This window comes from Alteriqipengyuania lutimaris, assembly GCF_003363135.1.
Lineage (GTDB): Bacteria > Pseudomonadota > Alphaproteobacteria > Sphingomonadales > Sphingomonadaceae > Alteriqipengyuania > Alteriqipengyuania lutimaris.
The window spans coordinates 2,390,058-2,404,376 of record NZ_QRBB01000001.1 but is presented as its reverse complement, the minus strand read 5'-3'; the positions used below and the strand labels follow the sequence as shown (position 1 = coordinate 2,404,376).

The following is a 14,319-nucleotide window of genomic DNA, read 5'->3' as shown; positions in this document are numbered from 1 at the left end:
CTCGCGACGCTTGTAGCGTTGCACGGGCAAAGAGGAGGCAAGAAAGATGAGCGACCACCCAACGACCTATGGCGGCGAAGCGGCCGAAGGCGGCATTGCCTGGGACGACCGGGCTGAGATTCACGTGAAAGACGACGGGCAGGGCCTGTTCGACGGGGCCAAGGGCCTGCACGAAGGTAGCTTCAGCAACATGGTCAAGATGATGATGGCCATGCCGGAAGACGACCGGCGCAATCACGTGATCCAGAAGCTGGGCGATCGCATGTACACGCCGTCCGAAGTGGAAGCGCTTTCCAAGAGGCCTGACTTCCCGGGCTGACGCAGCGCTGTGCAGTGCGGCTGTAACCCTCCTGCGCCTTCGCGCGTATGGTCGGGCAGACCATGACAAGGAGCGGGTGCATGCTCGAATCGATCAACGAGTGGATCCTTGCACAGGGCGCGCAGTACAATGTGAACCCGTACGTGTTCGTGGCGATCTATGTCGGCGCGATCCCGTTCTTCCTCGTCTCCATCGCGTGGTTGGTGAAGCGGGCGCGGGCGGGCCGGTCGACGGTGCTGCCGACCATGCTGGCAGGGTTCTTCTTTGTTTCCGCGTATCTGTATCTGGCCATCTTCGGGCAGGATATTCCCGTGTGGGTATGGATATTCCTGGCCGCGCTCATCGTCTACGGCGCGTGGTCGCAGGTGCGCGAGACGCGGCGCAAGATCGCGGCGGCCAAGGCCACGGAGGGCGTACCTCCGGCCGCTTGAAACACTCCACCGCTTATCCCCTTGTCGATCGCTCCGGCCGCTTGAACGGGCGACGCCGGTTGCTAGCTTGATCCGATGGCTTTCGCTCAATTCGTTCCCCTGCGCGTGCTCTCCGCCTACTCGATGCTCGAAGGGGCGATCGAGCCCAAGGCGATAGCGAAATTGGCGACAGAGCGCGGCTTTCCCGCCATCGCCATGTGCGACCGCAACGGGCTTTACGGCAGCGTGCCCTTCGCCAATGCGTGCCTTGAGAATGGCGTGCAGCCCATCGTTGGCGCGCTGCTTGGCGTGGCGCGGCCGGACAGCGAGGCGATCGATCATCTGCCGCTTTTCGTGCAGGACGACGCCGGCTGGCTGAACCTGTGCAAGCTCGTCAGCGCCGCGCATCTCGATCGCCCGCTCGAACTGGTGCCGCATGTTCCGCTGGATGCGCTGGAGGGCCACACGGATGGCCTGATTGCTCTGACCGGGGCAGCCGAAGGCGCGGTCACGCAGCTGCTGGCAGAGGGCCAGATTGAGCACGCCACCCGCTATCTCGATCGGCTGGAAGCTCTCTTCCCGCAGAGGCTTTACATCGAACTCGCGCGGCGCGGCATTCGGACCGAGCAAGCGGCAGAAGAGGCGCTGCTCGACCTTGCCTACGAACGCGACCTGCCGCTGGTCGCGACCAACCCCGCCAACTTTGCCGAACCGCATTTCTACAAGGCGCACGACGCGATGCTGTGCATCGCCAACAGCCGCAAGCTGTGGGAGGAGGATCGCCCGCAGTCCGCCAAGGCCGCCTATGTCAAATCGGCCCCGATGATGGCGGAACTGTTCGCCGATCTGCCCGAGGCGCTGGCCAACACGCTCACCATCGCGCGCCGCTGCGCCTTCGCCCCGCCAGAACGCGCGCCGATCTTGCCGAGCCTTGCCGGCGATATCGAGGGCGAGGTGCGCATGCTGGCCGAGGATGCGCGCAAGGGGCTGCTCGACCGGCTGATCCCGCTCTATCCCGAAACCGTTCGGGACGAGCTGGTCGAAGCCATGTCGTTCCCAAATGCCGATGCCTTGCGAGAAGCGGCGCAGCCCTTCGAAGCGCTCAAGGCGAACGGATACTGGAACGAAATTCTCGAATACCGCGACCGGCTCGACAAGGAAGTCGGCATCATCTCCAACATGGGTTTTCCCGGCTACTTCCTGATCGTTGCGGACTTCATCAAGTGGGCAAAGGACCAGGGCATTCCGGTGGGGCCGGGGCGCGGTTCGGGCGCAGGCAGCCTCGTCGCGTGGGCGCTCACGATCACCGATCTCGATCCGATCCGGCTGGGCCTGCTGTTCGAACGCTTCCTCAACCCCGAACGCGTTTCCATGCCCGATTTCGATATCGACTTCTGCGAAACGCGGCGCGGCGAGGTGATCCGCTACGTCCAGGAGAAGTACGGGGCGGACAAGGTCGCGCAGATCATCACCTTCGGAAAAATGAAGGCGCGCGCGGTCCTGCGCGATTGCGGGCGTATTCTGGACATGAGCTACGGCCAGGTCGACCGGCTGTGCAAGATGGTGCCCAATCACCCGACCGACCCGTGGAGCCTTCCGCGCGCGCTCAACGGTGCGGCCGAGTTCAAGGCCGAATACACCAACGACAACGCGGTGAAGACGCTGGTCGACCTCGCGATGCAGCTGGAGGGTCTGCCGCGCAATTCCTCCACTCACGCCGCCGGGGTGGTGATCGGCGACCGGCCGCTGGCCGAGCTGGTGCCGCTCTATCGCGATCCCCGGTCGGACATGCCCGTGACCCAGTTCGACATGAAGGTGGTCGAAGGATCGGGGCTGGTGAAGTTCGACTTCCTCGGCCTCAAGACGCTTTCGGTCCTGCAGAAGGCGGTCGACCTGCTGGAAAAGCGCGGCATTGCCTGCGATCTCGGCGCGATCAGCTGGGACGATACGGCCGTCTACGATCTTATGCAGCGCGGCGACACGGTCGGCGTGTTCCAGCTGGAATCGGAGGGCATGCGCCGGACCCTGACAGCGGTGAAGCCGACCAAGTTCGAGGATATCATCGCGCTCGTCTCGCTCTACCGGCCCGGCCCGATGGACAACATCCCGCTGTTCGGCAAGCGCAAGGCGGGGATCGAGCCGATCGAATACCCGCATCCCAAGCTCGCCGAGATCCTCGAAGAGACCTACGGGATCTTCGTCTACCAGGAACAGGTGATGCAGGCCGCGCAGATCCTTGCGGGATATTCGCTCGGCGATGCCGACCTGCTGCGCCGCGCGATGGGCAAGAAGGTCCAGGCGGAGATGGACAAGCAGCGCGGCCGTTTCGTCGAAGGCTGCAAGAAGGTCTCCGATATCGAGGCGCAGCAGGCCAACGAGCTGTTCGACTTGATCGACAAGTTCGCGGGCTACGGCTTCAACAAGTCGCACGCCGCCGCCTACGCGCTGCTCGCCTACCAGACCGCGTGGCTCAAGGCGCATTACCCCGAGGAATTCTATGCCGCGGCCATGTGCTTTGACATGGACCAGTCGGAAAAGCTCGCCCTGTTCGTCGACGATGCGCGTCGCAACGAGATCGCGGTCGCGGCGCCGGACCTCAATCGCTCCGAAGCCGAATTCACGGTCGAGCGGACCGACGAGGGCTATGCCGTACGCTACGGACTCGCCGGGCTGCGGAATGTCGGCGAGAAAGCGATGGAAGCGGTCGTGGCCGAGCGCGAGGCGCATGGCTGGTTCGAAAGCCTCGACGATTTCTTCGGCCGCCTTCCCAAGGGCGCGATGAACTCGCGCCAGCTCGAGGCGTTGATTGCGGCGGGGGCTTTCGATCACCTCGAACCCAATCGCGGCAAGCTGGCGGAAAATGTCGACCTGCTGCTGGCGGTGGCCGACGCGGCGATCCGCGAACGTAGCAGCGGGCAGGAAGGGCTGTTTGGCGGCGACGACGGCGCAAACGAGCGCATCCGGATGAAGGAAGCCGACGACTGGCCGCGTGCCGAGCGCATGGCGAAGGAGCGCGAGACCTTCGGCTTCTATTTCTCCGCCCATCCAATAGAAGGCTTCCGCGATGTGGCCAGCGCCAATGGCGCGCGCAGCTACGCCTCCTTGATGGAGGGGGGCGGACCTGCGGGCGAAGGGCGCAGCCGCGCGGTCGTGGCGGCAATGGTCGAAGGCGCGAAGCGGGGGCAGACGCGCCGTGGCAAGGACTTCATCAGGGCCGATTTCTCGGACACGTCGGGCCAGTTCAGCGCGGCATGTTTCGAGGAAAGCCTGGTTCCGCAGTTCACCAAGTGGGCCGAGGAAAGCGCTTGCGTGCTGCTCGATGTGGAGCTCGATTCGCCGTCGCCCGACGAGCCGCCGCGCGTCACCATTCGCGGGGCCCGCCCGCTGGCGCAGGTTGCGGGTGGTCAGCGCATGCTGCTGACGCTCGATGTCGAGACCGAGGCTGCACTGGGTGAACTTGCGCTGGCGCTCCAGCCCGGGCCGCCGGGGCACGGCGAAGTGCAGGTCGCTCTCGACATCGGAACTGCCGACCATCCGGTCCTCAGACTCGGTCACGACTACAAGGTCGACGGCAAGCTGGCCGATACGCTGGGCCGGATCGAAGGGCTTTCGAATATCGTGCTGGTCCCGAAAACCGGCCCGAAACTCCACCGCGCCGCCTGATTTTCCGCCCGACGTCTTGCGGGCGTCGCATTTCCTGCGCATTCTCGAAGACAAAAAAATTCACCGAGAAGGGAGAAAGAATGCTCGGAGCGATGCAAGACTGGGATCTCGTGGTTACCCACGTGATCGATCACGCCGCGCGTGAGACGCCGACGCGCGAGATCGTGACCCACTGGGCCGACGGGAGCGAGACGCGCACGAACTGGTCCTGCATCAGGCGCGACGCGCTGAAGATGGCGCAGGCGCTGGAGGCTCTCGGGATCAGGAAGGGCGACCGTGTCGCCAGCCTTGCGATGAACCATTCTCGTCACCTCGTCAGCTGGTACGGGGTAGCCGGAATGGGCGGGGTGCTCCACACGATCAACCCGCGCCTGTTCGAGGATCAGCTCGAATACATCGCCAATCATGCCGAAGACCGGGTCTTGCTCTACGACGCCGCTTTTCAGCCCATCGTCGACAAGATGAAGGACCGCTGGACCAGCATCGAGCATTACGTCTGCTACGACCCGGCTGAAGATGCGGGTGTGCAGGGCTTCGAGGACTGGATCGGCGCACAAAGCGGCGATTATCAGTGGCCGCGGATCGAAGAGCGCGATCCGTGCATGCTCTGCTACACCAGCGGGACGACCGGCAATCCAAAGGGCGTTCTGTACGAGCATCGCTCCACCGTGCTGCACGCGATGGCCGCAATCCAGCCGCCCGCTTTCAATTTCGATGCCTCTTCGGTGATGCTGCCGGTGGTCCCGATGTTCCACGCCGCGAGCTGGGGGCTGCCTTTCGCGGGTGGCATGGCGGGGATCAAGTTCGTGTTCTCCGCGATCAACGATCCGGCGGTACTCTACGAATTGATGGAGCGCGAGGGCGTAACCGACAGTGCGGGCGTGCCCACCGTGTGGCTCGCAACCTTCCAGTATTGCGACACGACCGACAAGCCGCTGCCCAGGCTGCGCGCGGCGACCATCGGCGGCTCTGCCGCGCCCAAGTTCATGATCCGCCGCCTGATGGAGGCGGGAATTCGCGTCCAGCATGCTTGGGGCATGACGGAAACCTCGCCCATCGGTACGCTCGGCGGGCCGACGTGGGACTGGGACCAGCTCACCCTCGACCAGAAGGTGGACAAAGCCGCGATGCAGGGGCGTCCGATATTCGGCGTGGAGCTGCGTACGGTGGATCTCGACGATCCCACCAAGGTCCTGCCGCGCGATGGCGAGACGTCGGGTGCATTGCAGATCCGCGGGCCGTGGGTCATTCGCCGCTACTTCAAGGCCGACGAAGAAGCGCTGACGCCCGATGGCTGGTTCGACACCGGTGATGTCGCGATCCTGCACCCGGACGGCACCATGCAGATCACCGACCGGACCAAGGACGTGATCAAGTCGGGCGGCGAGTGGATCAGCTCGGTCGAGCTGGAGAATGCCGCGGCAGGCCACCCCGCCATCGCCGAGGCGGCCGCGATCGGCATGTACCATCCCAAGTGGGACGAGCGGCCGGTCCTGTTCTGTATCCGGAAGGAAGGACAGGACGTGACTGGCGAGGACGTTGTCGACTACCTCAAGGATCACGTCGCCAAGTGGTGGCTGCCCGACGCGGTCGAGTTCGTGGACGACATCCCGCACACCGCCACCGGCAAGATCAGCAAGAAGGACCTGCGCGAGCGTTTCGCAGATTACCGGCTGCCCGAGGCAAAGGCCGCAGGCGCCTAGCGGTGAACCTACGCCTCGCCTTTGCGCTCATGATCGGGCTCGGTCTCGCGATGGTCGTGTTTCTCCTGATGACGCTCGCGCTGAGCGCGGTGCGCGGGGCCGAGTTCCTCACGCCCACGGCGCTCAGCGTGCTCGGCCTTGGCTGCATGCTGGTTGCAGCGCGGCCTGCCTGGGCGATCGCCAAAAGGCTCGCGCCCGCATCGCCATCCGACAGGGAGTAGGTTCTCATCGACCGAGCACCGAGAACTTCGAGGACCGCCGCGCTCGCCAGCAGCCGCCTCGTCCCATTCCCGCCCAATGACGCCGGAGGCGAGGGCGAAAGCGGGTTCGGCTAGCGGGGAGTTCCCGCGTTGCCTGACACACCTCACACAGTGTCCAAGGGCAAAAAAAACTCCGCCCCTTGAGCGGGCCGAAATCACGCGCGCATTCACACTGCCGAAGAGCCACCCCGGCGGTAGCGCAACCGGTCCAGGTAGGACAGCGCATGGCCCACGAGGGCCCGCTCTCGTGCGTAGCGTGGCACTTCGAGACGGGCCGATCCCGCATCGGCAGGCGAACCGGGGCGCTAATTTTCGCCGTTCAGATAGCCGATGAAGCGCTCTGCCGAGGCAGAGAACAGCCCCAGCTGTCGGCCGTAATTCTCCATCGTGATTCCGCCATCGGCGATAATATACATCCGCAGGCTGATCTCGCCCGTCGGGGACTCGTAAGCGCGGCCGAAGTTCTGCCGATAGTTGTATTCGTTGATAGCGGCCGCGATCTGCGCGCCGGTCGCATTCTCCGGTCGCGTGAACGTCGCGAGGATCGAGGTGCCCATGCAATTGGCCGATGTCGCCTGGTCCGCGCACGCCATCAGCAGCGCGTCCGCTTTCAGCCCGTTGGCGAACTCCACCGACATGTTGGGTTCGCCGTCCACGTCGCTGGCGGTCGCATCCAATTCGGACAGGGTCGCCTTGAACGCATCGCGTGTGAAACGGTCGAGCTGGCGATCCGCATCATAAGTTTGCGCCTGCGCCATGGTGGCGCTGCCCGCCGCAAACATCAGCGCGAGTGCGATCGAATATTTCATAATTCCCCCCGGTCATGGTTTCCCGCGCGAACACTATCAGCGGCATGATGCGGCACAAGTAGGCGTTTCGGGATCGTACGCCTGAGCATTGAGACACCGTGTCTATAGAAGGCGCATCTGCCCGCCGGTCATAGGCGCGCGGAAGTGCGAGCAATCGAGCTGGAATTTGACCTTGCCATCGCCGATCCCGGCGCGCCTGCATGCGACACGGAATCGCGCCCGGAAGAGGTCGGCCCATACGCCGGTGGGCTTCAACCGACTGAAGAAATCGGGATCATTATCGCGCCCGTTGCGGATCGAGCGGACGATGGACATCACCTTGTCCTTGCGATCGGGGAAATGCGTTTCCAGCCATTCGCGGAACAGCGGCGCAACCTCGTGCGGCAGGCGCAGCGGGATCCATCCGGCCGAGGTCACTCCGAGTTCGGCCGCCCGCTCGACGATCCCCTCCATCGCATCGTCGGTGATCGCAGGTATGACGGGCGCAATCGAGCAATGGGTCGGTACGCCCGCCTCGGTCAGCTTGGCCAGCGCGGCAAGGCGCTTGGCCGGGGATGGCGCACGCGGTTCGATCAGGCGCGAGAGGCGCGGATCGAGCGAGGTAACCGAAATCGCCACCGCTATTAGTTCCTTCCGCGCCATTTCCTGCACGATGTCGAGGTCGGCCAGTACGCGGTCGGACTTGGTGGTGATGGTTACCGGGTGGCGCGCGTCGAGGCACACTTCGAGCATTGCGCGCGTGATTCGATAGCGCGCCTCGATTGGCTGGTAGGGATCGGTGTTCGTTCCCATCGCGATAGGGCGGGGCCGGTAGCCCGGCTTGGACAGCGTCTCCGCCAGCAGCTTCGCCGCGTCGAGCTTGGCGAAGAGCTTGCTCTCGAAATCGAGCCCGGGCGACAGGTCGAGGTAGGCGTGGGTGGGGCGTGCGAAGCAATAGATGCAGCCATGCTCGCAGCCACGATAGGCATTCACCGATCGGTCGAAGCCGATATCGGGCGACTGGTTGAAACTGAGGATCGAGCGCGGATGCTCGATCGTCACCTCGGTGCGCAGCTTCGGAGCAGGACCGTCGATCGCCTCGGCCTCGTCGCGCCAGTCTCCATCGGCTTCGCGCTCATGCAGCCCGAAGCGAGCGGACACATCCCCACTCTGTGCGCCCCTTCCGCGAATAATGGGCGCCTTCACCGCCGTTTCCCGAGTCTCTTCCATGTGAGGAACATAGTAAGAACAAACGGGGCCGCCAAGCCCCCCGCGTGGCGCTCAGCCCAGCGCCACCTGCAGGCCTGCCGCGCCGAGCCAGACCAGCAGCAGCAGCACGCTTTCCCAGCCGATACCCGCCGGACCCTGCTTCTCGCGCCGCAGAAGGCCCATCAGCAGGATCGCGGTCATCACCGTGACGAGCGCCATCCAGAATACCGTGCGTTCGCCGATTGCGTGGAAGATCGACCCCTCGCGATAGGCAATGTCGCTTGCCGAAACGAACAGCGCGTCGAACATGTTGCCGCCGATGATCCCGCCGATCGCCAGCTGCAGCGCGCCACGCCGCACGGCCGCGATGGTGGTGACAAGTTCGGGCAGGGATGTGACCACCGCAGTGCCCAGCGCGCCCACGACGCCCTGCGAAATTCCCAATTCCGCGCTCAGGGCCAGCCCCGTCTCGCCGACCACCCAGCCGCATCCGCCGACGATCAGCACGAGGCCGGCGAAGGATGCCGCCAGCAGCATGGTGGAGCGCGGATCGTCCTCCGGATCGTCTTCTTCGAGGCGCAGGCCCGGCGTTTCCTTGGGCTGCCACATCGGCTCCTGCCTGATCGCATGCGCGTTGTGCAGGCCGACGAGGTAGATCGCGATCATTATAGGACTGATCGGGTGGACGCCGTAGAACGCGATTTCCGGCGCGGCGTAGGCCATTATGGGCATCACCGAGAGCAGGATCAGGACGGTCGCCTGGCCCAGGTTCACCGTGCTCGCGCCCGCATGTTCAAGATTGACGTGGCGGTAGAAGATGTCGGCCAGCGCGAGAAACATGGTCTGCGCCGCGATCCCGCCGAGCGCGTTGGACACGGCAAACTCGGGCGCACCGCCGGCGGCGGTGGTGACCGAGGTGACGATGCCCGAGATGCTGGTCCCCGCGCCCAGCAGCACCGCGCCGACCAGCGCTTCGCCGAGGCCCGTGCGGTCCGCGAGTACGTCCGCGATGCGCGCCATCTTGCTGCCGAAGAACGCGATCAGCAGCGCGCTCGCGCCGAACAGCGCGCCGAGCCACGGCAGGGGCAGGGACTGGATATCGGGGATTGTGCGGGCCTCCCTGCCGGTAGAAGGCCGCAGGTGCGCCTATCGTTCCAGCAAGCGGGGCATAAGCTCGACGAAGTTGCAGGGGCGGTGGCGGCTGTCGAGCTGGTCCTTGAGGATACGGTCCCATCCATCCTTCACGGCGCCGTTCGAGCCGGGCAGCGCGAAGATGAAGGTGTCTCCCGCCAGCACCGCGCAGGCACGGCTCTGGATGGTGGAGGTGCCGATCTGGTCATAGCTGATCCAGCGGAACAGTTCGCCGAAGCCGGGAATGTCCTTGTCCTTCACCCGGTCGAGCGCTTCGGGCGTCACGTCGCGCCCGGTCAGCCCCGTTCCGCCCGTTGTGATGACCGCATCGACATCCTTGCTGGCGATGAAACGGCGCAGAACGTCGTAAATCTCGGCCGCATCGTCCGGGCAGATCGTGCGTTCGACCAGATCGTGCCCGGCTTCGCGCACGCGCGCCTCGAGGATATCGCCCGACGTGTCCGTCGACGCATCGCGCGTGTCCGACACCGTTACCAGCGCGATGCCGATGGGCTGGAAGGTGCGGGTTTCGTCGATACCCATTCTCCGGTCAGCGCTGCGTGAAGCGTTGCGAGGGCGGAGCGGCCTCGGGGAAGCCCGGCCAGCGGTTCATGGCGAGCGCCTGCCGGCTGGGCGAGGGCGCGGCCGCCTGCCGCTCGTACATCCAGTAGTTACGTGTGACGATCGCCACATAGCCGCGGGTTTCCCAATAGGGGATCGATTCCATGTAGAGCAGTGGGTCGCCCTGGTCGCGAACCTCGGTGTTCCATCGCCCGACCGGCGACAGTCCGGCATTATAGGCGGCCATGATCTTGGGCAGCTTGCCCTCGGTTGAGGGATGATCACGCAGCATCTGCAGATGCCGCTGGCCGAAGGCGAGATTGACGCCGGGCTGGTTGAGCGCACGCGGATTGCCGGTGATGCCGAGGCTGGGGCCGTGGTCTTGCGCCGCGGCGGGCATGATCTGCATCAGCCCGCGCGCGCCAGCGGGGCTGACGACCGAGGCGCGGAAGTTCGATTCCTGCAAGGCGTGCGCATAGGCGAGCGCGGGGTCCACCTGCCAGCCGGTCACCGGCTCCCACCGCGCCACGGGGAAACGCAGCGCCGGGTCAGGTGTGCCGCCGCGCGGCGCGTTGTGCGCCATCCACAACTGGGTGGAGGGCAGGCCCAGCTCGCGCGCGAGGCGCGACAGGGCCGTGAATTGCGAGGGATCGCCGATCCGCGCCTGGTGGCGCAGCACTTCGTCGGCCAGGTCGTCCTGCCCGATCTGCGCCAGCGCGACGGCGACCCGGACGTTCGCCTCTCCGTTCAGGCGCCGCCAGTCGGCCTCGTCGAGGTCGGGCGTCTCACCCGCGCGTGGCAGGGCCTGCCCCAGCTGTTCGCGGGCGAGCATGCCATAGAGCGTCTCGTCCATCATCGCCGCACCGCGCAGCTTCTCGGCGGCTTTCTCGGGCTGGCGACAGCGGACATAGGCGCGGCTTGCCCAGTAATAGCTGGCAGCCGAAAGCTCGGGATTGATCGCGGTCGCAGCGGCACGGTCGAAGCCGTCGGCGGCAGTGGCGCAATCGCCCATCCGCCATGCCGCAATGCCGATCACCCAGTCGCCCTCGGGGACCCAGGGCCCCGAACCATCGCGTACGGTGCGCGCCATGGCGAGCGCGGCAGCATCGTCGTTCTCGATGTAGTAGCTCCACGCGACGCGGCGGCGCCATTCGGCCCGTGCTTCGCTGCTCAGCCCGGCATCGACGCCGTCGAGCAGCACGCGTGCGCCATCGGGATCGTCGTTGCTGATCCGGTCGAGAATCGCGGCCTTGATGTCGCCCGGCATCGTGCCGTCGTCGGTATCGCGCGGCAGGATGCGCTTGCTGGCATAGCCTTGCGGGAGGAAGCTCTGCTCCTGCGGAAGGTAGGGTGCGCTCATCAGACCCCGCTTGAGGGCAAGGTCCGTGATCTGCTGTGCCTGCGGGAGCTGGCTTCCCTTCGCGAGCCATTCCTGCAGCGCAGGCAGCTCGATCCGCGGGCTGTTGGCATCGAGGTAGTATTCCGCCTGCGCCACCAGCTTGAGCGGCTCGTCGCCGCGCTGCGCGAGCAGGGTCTCGACCTCGCCCCAGTTACCGCTTTCGAGCGCGGCGAAGACCTGCGCATAGAACTGGCGATCGCTCTCGGTCAGCACCTGCGGGATGTTGGAGCTGGCGGCGCGCGCACGGAAATAGTCGGCGGCGGAGTTTTGCGCGAGGGCGGGCGTAGCGCTGGCGAGGGGGGCGAGCATGGCTGCCAGCGGAAAGAGAATGCGTTTCATCGGGGGCTTTCGTTCCAGTCGAGCCATCGGGTCCAGGTTTGGGCGCGCTTGGCCGGATTGCGCAGGAGGGTCGGCAAATCCGGTATCGCGAAGGCCGGGACATTACCAAACTCACCGGCGCTAATGGTTAACGCTCCCGGATCCTGCGCCGTTTCGTGCGCCAGCAGCGACCAGATGCGTTCTCCGCACACGATCAACCGCTTCGGGGCGGCGAGCGCGATGTGGTGGAGCAGCAGCTTGCCATATCCCGCTTCGCCTACCGCCTTCCAGTCGGGCCGCAGCGTGTGGCGCGGCAGCAGGCTGGCGACATAGCGCTCGTCCTGTGCGATGCCCATCGCTCGCAGCATGTTGTTCGCGAGCGTTCCCGCAGGTCCGCCCAGCAGCGTGCCTTCGTCGTTCGCCTGCGGCTGGTCGATCACCAGCATGGCCTCGGCCTGTGACAGTCCGTGCGGCGCGACGCGCGGAAAAGCGCCCGGCGCGTCGACCTGGTCGCTTTCCATCCACCAGGTCCGAAACTTTTCGAGGCTTTCGGGCCATTCGCCCGGATCGCCCGGGTGGCTGGCCCTGTCGGCATCGGCGAGGAAGCGCGATAGCGCGCCCTTGCGAACCGGTTCGGCAGCAGGGGCAGGGGCAATTGCGGTTTCTTCTACGGCGGTGGGCCCCGGTGCAGCCTCTTCGCGCGATTTGAGCCACCCCGAAGGCGTATCGGAGACATGCTCTTCCACGCCTGCCTCCCGCCACCAGTCGAGGCTGGCGAGGAACGCTTCACGGATCGCGGCGGGCTGGGTGGAAAGATCGGCCATTCCAAGGCAGGTCTTGACCTGTGGCGCGCAGGCAATCAAGTCGGAACAAACGCAAAATCAGCCGGGAAAGGGCTTTAAGGGGACTATGACCGAACGCGAATCCATGCCGTGCGACGTGCTGGTGGTTGGTGGCGGGCCCGCCGGGCTGGCCGCAGCCATCCGTCTCAAGCAGATCAACGAAGAGCTCGAAGTCATCGTTCTCGAGAAAGGTTCGGAGATCGGCGCGCATATCCTTTCGGGCGTCGTGCACGATCCCAAGGCGCTCAGCGAACTGTTCCCGAACTGGCAGGAGATGGACTGCCCGATCGGCGAAGTGCCCGTGACCGACAACTGGCACTGGATGCTGCGCAAGAACGGCAAGTTCCCCATGCCGCATGCCCTCATGCCCCCGCTGATGAGCAACAAGGGCAATTATGCCGGCAGCCTCGCCAACCTCACCCGCTGGCTGGGTGAGCAGGCGGAAAGCATGGGCGTGATGGTGTTCCCCGGCTTCCCCGCCGCCGAAATTCTCTATGACGAGACGGGCGCCGTCACCGGCGTCGCCACTGCGGACATGGGTATCGCGGAAGACGGCTCGAAGAAGGACGACTGGCAGCCGGGCATGGAAATCCATGCCAAGTACACGCTGTTCGCCGAAGGCGCGCGTGGCAGCCTGACCAAGCAGCTCAAGGCGAAGTACGACCTCGAGAAGGACTGCCAGCCGCAGACCTACGGCCTCGGCATGAAGGAGCTGTGGGAGATCGATCCCGAGAAGCACGTTCCGGGCCGGGTGATCCACACGCAGGGCTGGCCGCTCGACAATGACAGCTGGGGCGGCGGCTTCCTCTACCATATCGGCGACAACCAGGTCGCATTGGGCTTCGTGGTCGCGCTCGACTACGCGAACCCCTATCTCTCGCCCTACCAGGAATTCCAGCGCTGGAAGCACCACCCCGATATCTGCGCGATCATCGAGGGCGGCAAGCGCGTGGCCTATGGCGCGCGCGTGATCAACGAAGGCGGCTGGCAGAGCGTGCCGCAGCTCGCCTTCCCCGGCGGCGCGCTGGTCGGCTGCTCGGCAGGCTTCGTCAACGTACCGCGGATCAAGGGCAGCCATACCGCGATGAAGAGCGGGATGCTGGCGGCCGAAAGCGTGGCGGCGGCGATCGCGGCGGGCAAGGAACACACCCAGCTCGACGAATACGAAGAGGCGGTGCGGACCAGCTGGATCGCGACCGAGCTCAAGAAGGTGAAGAACGCCCAGCCCGCGATTGCCAAGCTGGGTGGCGACATCGGCACCGTGATGGCCGGGATCGACATGTGGATGCGCACGCTGAAGATCGGCCTGCCGTTCACGCTCAAGCACACGCCCGACTACAAGCACACGCAGCGCGCCGACCTGCACGACCCGATCGTCTATCCCAAGCCCGACGGCGAAATCAGCTTCGATAAGCTGACGAGCGTCGCCTACAGCTTCACCAATCACGCGGAAGACCAGCCCAAGCACCTCAAGGTGCTGGACATGGAACTGCAGAAGCAAAGCGAATTGGGCGTCTATGCCGGCCTCTCGCAGCGCTACTGCCCCGCGGGCGTCTACGAATGGGTGAAGGACGAGGACACGGGCGAGGACAAGTTCGTGATCAACGCCCAGAACTGCGTCCACTGCAAGACCTGCGACATCAAGGACCCGAACCAGAACATCGTCTGGACCGTGCCAGAAGGCGGCGGCGGGCCGAACTATCCGAATATGTGATG

12 protein-coding genes are annotated in these 14,319 nt (G+C 65.2%); 6 read left to right on the top strand and 6 right to left on the bottom strand.

Annotation, left to right across the window (positions count from 1 at the left end; translation table 11 throughout):
• The first annotated feature begins 46 nt into the window (after positions 1 to 46).
• From DL238_RS11500 to DL238_RS11480, 5 genes are all read left to right on the top strand, one after another.
• Positions 47 to 319 (top strand): hypothetical protein, encoded by a 273-nt coding sequence (locus tag DL238_RS11500; RefSeq protein ID WP_115492388.1) that lies wholly within the window; start codon positions 47 to 49, stop codon positions 317 to 319.
• 80 nt (positions 320 to 399) lie between these two features.
• Positions 400 to 750: a hypothetical protein gene (locus tag DL238_RS11495; protein ID WP_115492387.1), complete on the top strand. Its 351-nt coding sequence runs from the start codon at positions 400 to 402 to the stop codon at positions 748 to 750.
• Positions 751 to 825: 75 nt separating this feature from the next.
• Positions 826 to 4,392 carry a DNA polymerase III subunit alpha gene (dnaE, locus tag DL238_RS11490; RefSeq protein ID WP_115492386.1) on the top strand — a complete coding sequence of 1,189 codons (3,567 nt, stop codon included), beginning with the start codon at positions 826 to 828 and terminating at the stop codon, positions 4,390 to 4,392.
• A gap of 80 nt (positions 4,393 to 4,472) precedes the next feature.
• Complete coding sequence (locus DL238_RS11485; protein ID WP_115492385.1) at positions 4,473 to 6,095, top strand: long-chain fatty acid--CoA ligase; 1,623 nt, start codon at positions 4,473 to 4,475, stop codon at positions 6,093 to 6,095.
• Positions 6,096 to 6,097: 2 nt separating this feature from the next.
• The gene (locus DL238_RS11480) at positions 6,098 to 6,316 is read left to right on the top strand and encodes a hypothetical protein (RefSeq protein ID WP_115492384.1); all 219 of its coding nucleotides are present in this window, start codon (positions 6,098 to 6,100) and stop codon (positions 6,314 to 6,316) included.
• A 344-nt stretch (positions 6,317 to 6,660) separates the two neighbouring features.
• Here the strand turns inward: DL238_RS11480 and DL238_RS11475 are convergent, their stop codons facing one another.
• The 6 genes from DL238_RS11475 to DL238_RS11450 form a co-directional block, all read right to left on the bottom strand.
• A complete protein-coding gene (locus tag DL238_RS11475; RefSeq protein WP_115492383.1) occupies positions 6,661 to 7,164 on the bottom strand; it encodes a YbjN domain-containing protein in 504 nt (167 codons plus the stop codon).
• A 102-nt stretch (positions 7,165 to 7,266) separates the two neighbouring features.
• Positions 7,267 to 8,373: a PA0069 family radical SAM protein gene (locus DL238_RS11470; RefSeq protein ID WP_115492382.1), complete on the bottom strand. Its 1,107-nt coding sequence runs from the start codon at positions 8,371 to 8,373 to the stop codon at positions 7,267 to 7,269.
• Positions 8,374 to 8,424: 51 nt separating this feature from the next.
• Positions 8,425 to 9,417 (bottom strand): sodium:calcium antiporter, encoded by a 993-nt coding sequence (locus DL238_RS11465; protein ID WP_267897144.1) that lies wholly within the window; start codon positions 9,415 to 9,417, stop codon positions 8,425 to 8,427.
• A gap of 81 nt (positions 9,418 to 9,498) precedes the next feature.
• The gene (gene moaB / locus DL238_RS11460) at positions 9,499 to 10,026 is read right to left on the bottom strand and encodes a molybdenum cofactor biosynthesis protein B (protein WP_115492380.1); all 528 of its coding nucleotides are present in this window, start codon (positions 10,024 to 10,026) and stop codon (positions 9,499 to 9,501) included.
• 7 nt (positions 10,027 to 10,033) lie between these two features.
• Positions 10,034 to 11,782 (bottom strand): lytic transglycosylase domain-containing protein, encoded by a 1,749-nt coding sequence (locus DL238_RS11455; RefSeq protein WP_115492379.1) that lies wholly within the window; start codon positions 11,780 to 11,782, stop codon positions 10,034 to 10,036.
• Complete coding sequence (locus DL238_RS11450; RefSeq protein ID WP_115492378.1) at positions 11,779 to 12,585, bottom strand: uracil-DNA glycosylase family protein; 807 nt, start codon at positions 12,583 to 12,585, stop codon at positions 11,779 to 11,781. Before DL238_RS11450 ends, DL238_RS11455 begins: the two co-directional genes overlap by 4 nt.
• Before the next feature lie 85 nt (positions 12,586 to 12,670).
• Here DL238_RS11450 and DL238_RS11445 point away from each other — a divergent pair, with 85 nt between their 5' ends.
• The gene (locus tag DL238_RS11445; RefSeq protein WP_115492377.1) at positions 12,671 to 14,317 is read left to right on the top strand and encodes an electron transfer flavoprotein-ubiquinone oxidoreductase; all 1,647 of its coding nucleotides are present in this window, start codon (positions 12,671 to 12,673) and stop codon (positions 14,315 to 14,317) included.
• Positions 14,318 to 14,319 lie beyond the last annotated feature (2 nt).

Excerpts from the sequence above, each read along its gene's own strand:
- DL238_RS11500 (WP_115492388.1), top strand. The coding sequence starts at position 47 with ATGAGCGACCACCCAACGACCTATGGCGGCGAAGCGGCCGAAGGCGGC.
- DL238_RS11495 (WP_115492387.1), top strand. The coding sequence starts at position 400 with ATGCTCGAATCGATCAACGAGTGGATCCTTGCACAGGGCGCGCAGTAC.
- dnaE (WP_115492386.1), top strand. The coding sequence starts at position 826 with ATGGCTTTCGCTCAATTCGTTCCCCTGCGCGTGCTCTCCGCCTACTCG.
- DL238_RS11485 (WP_115492385.1), top strand. The coding sequence starts at position 4,473 with ATGCTCGGAGCGATGCAAGACTGGGATCTCGTGGTTACCCACGTGATC.
- DL238_RS11475 (WP_115492383.1), bottom strand. The coding sequence starts at position 7,164 with ATGAAATATTCGATCGCACTCGCGCTGATGTTTGCGGCGGGCAGCGCC.
- DL238_RS11470 (WP_115492382.1), bottom strand. The coding sequence starts at position 8,373 with ATGGAAGAGACTCGGGAAACGGCGGTGAAGGCGCCCATTATTCGCGGA.
- moaB (WP_115492380.1), bottom strand. The coding sequence starts at position 10,026 with ATGGGTATCGACGAAACCCGCACCTTCCAGCCCATCGGCATCGCGCTG.
- DL238_RS11455 (WP_115492379.1), bottom strand. The coding sequence starts at position 11,782 with ATGAAACGCATTCTCTTTCCGCTGGCAGCCATGCTCGCCCCCCTCGCC.
- DL238_RS11450 (WP_115492378.1), bottom strand. The coding sequence starts at position 12,585 with ATGGCCGATCTTTCCACCCAGCCCGCCGCGATCCGTGAAGCGTTCCTC.
- DL238_RS11445 (WP_115492377.1), top strand. The coding sequence starts at position 12,671 with ATGACCGAACGCGAATCCATGCCGTGCGACGTGCTGGTGGTTGGTGGC.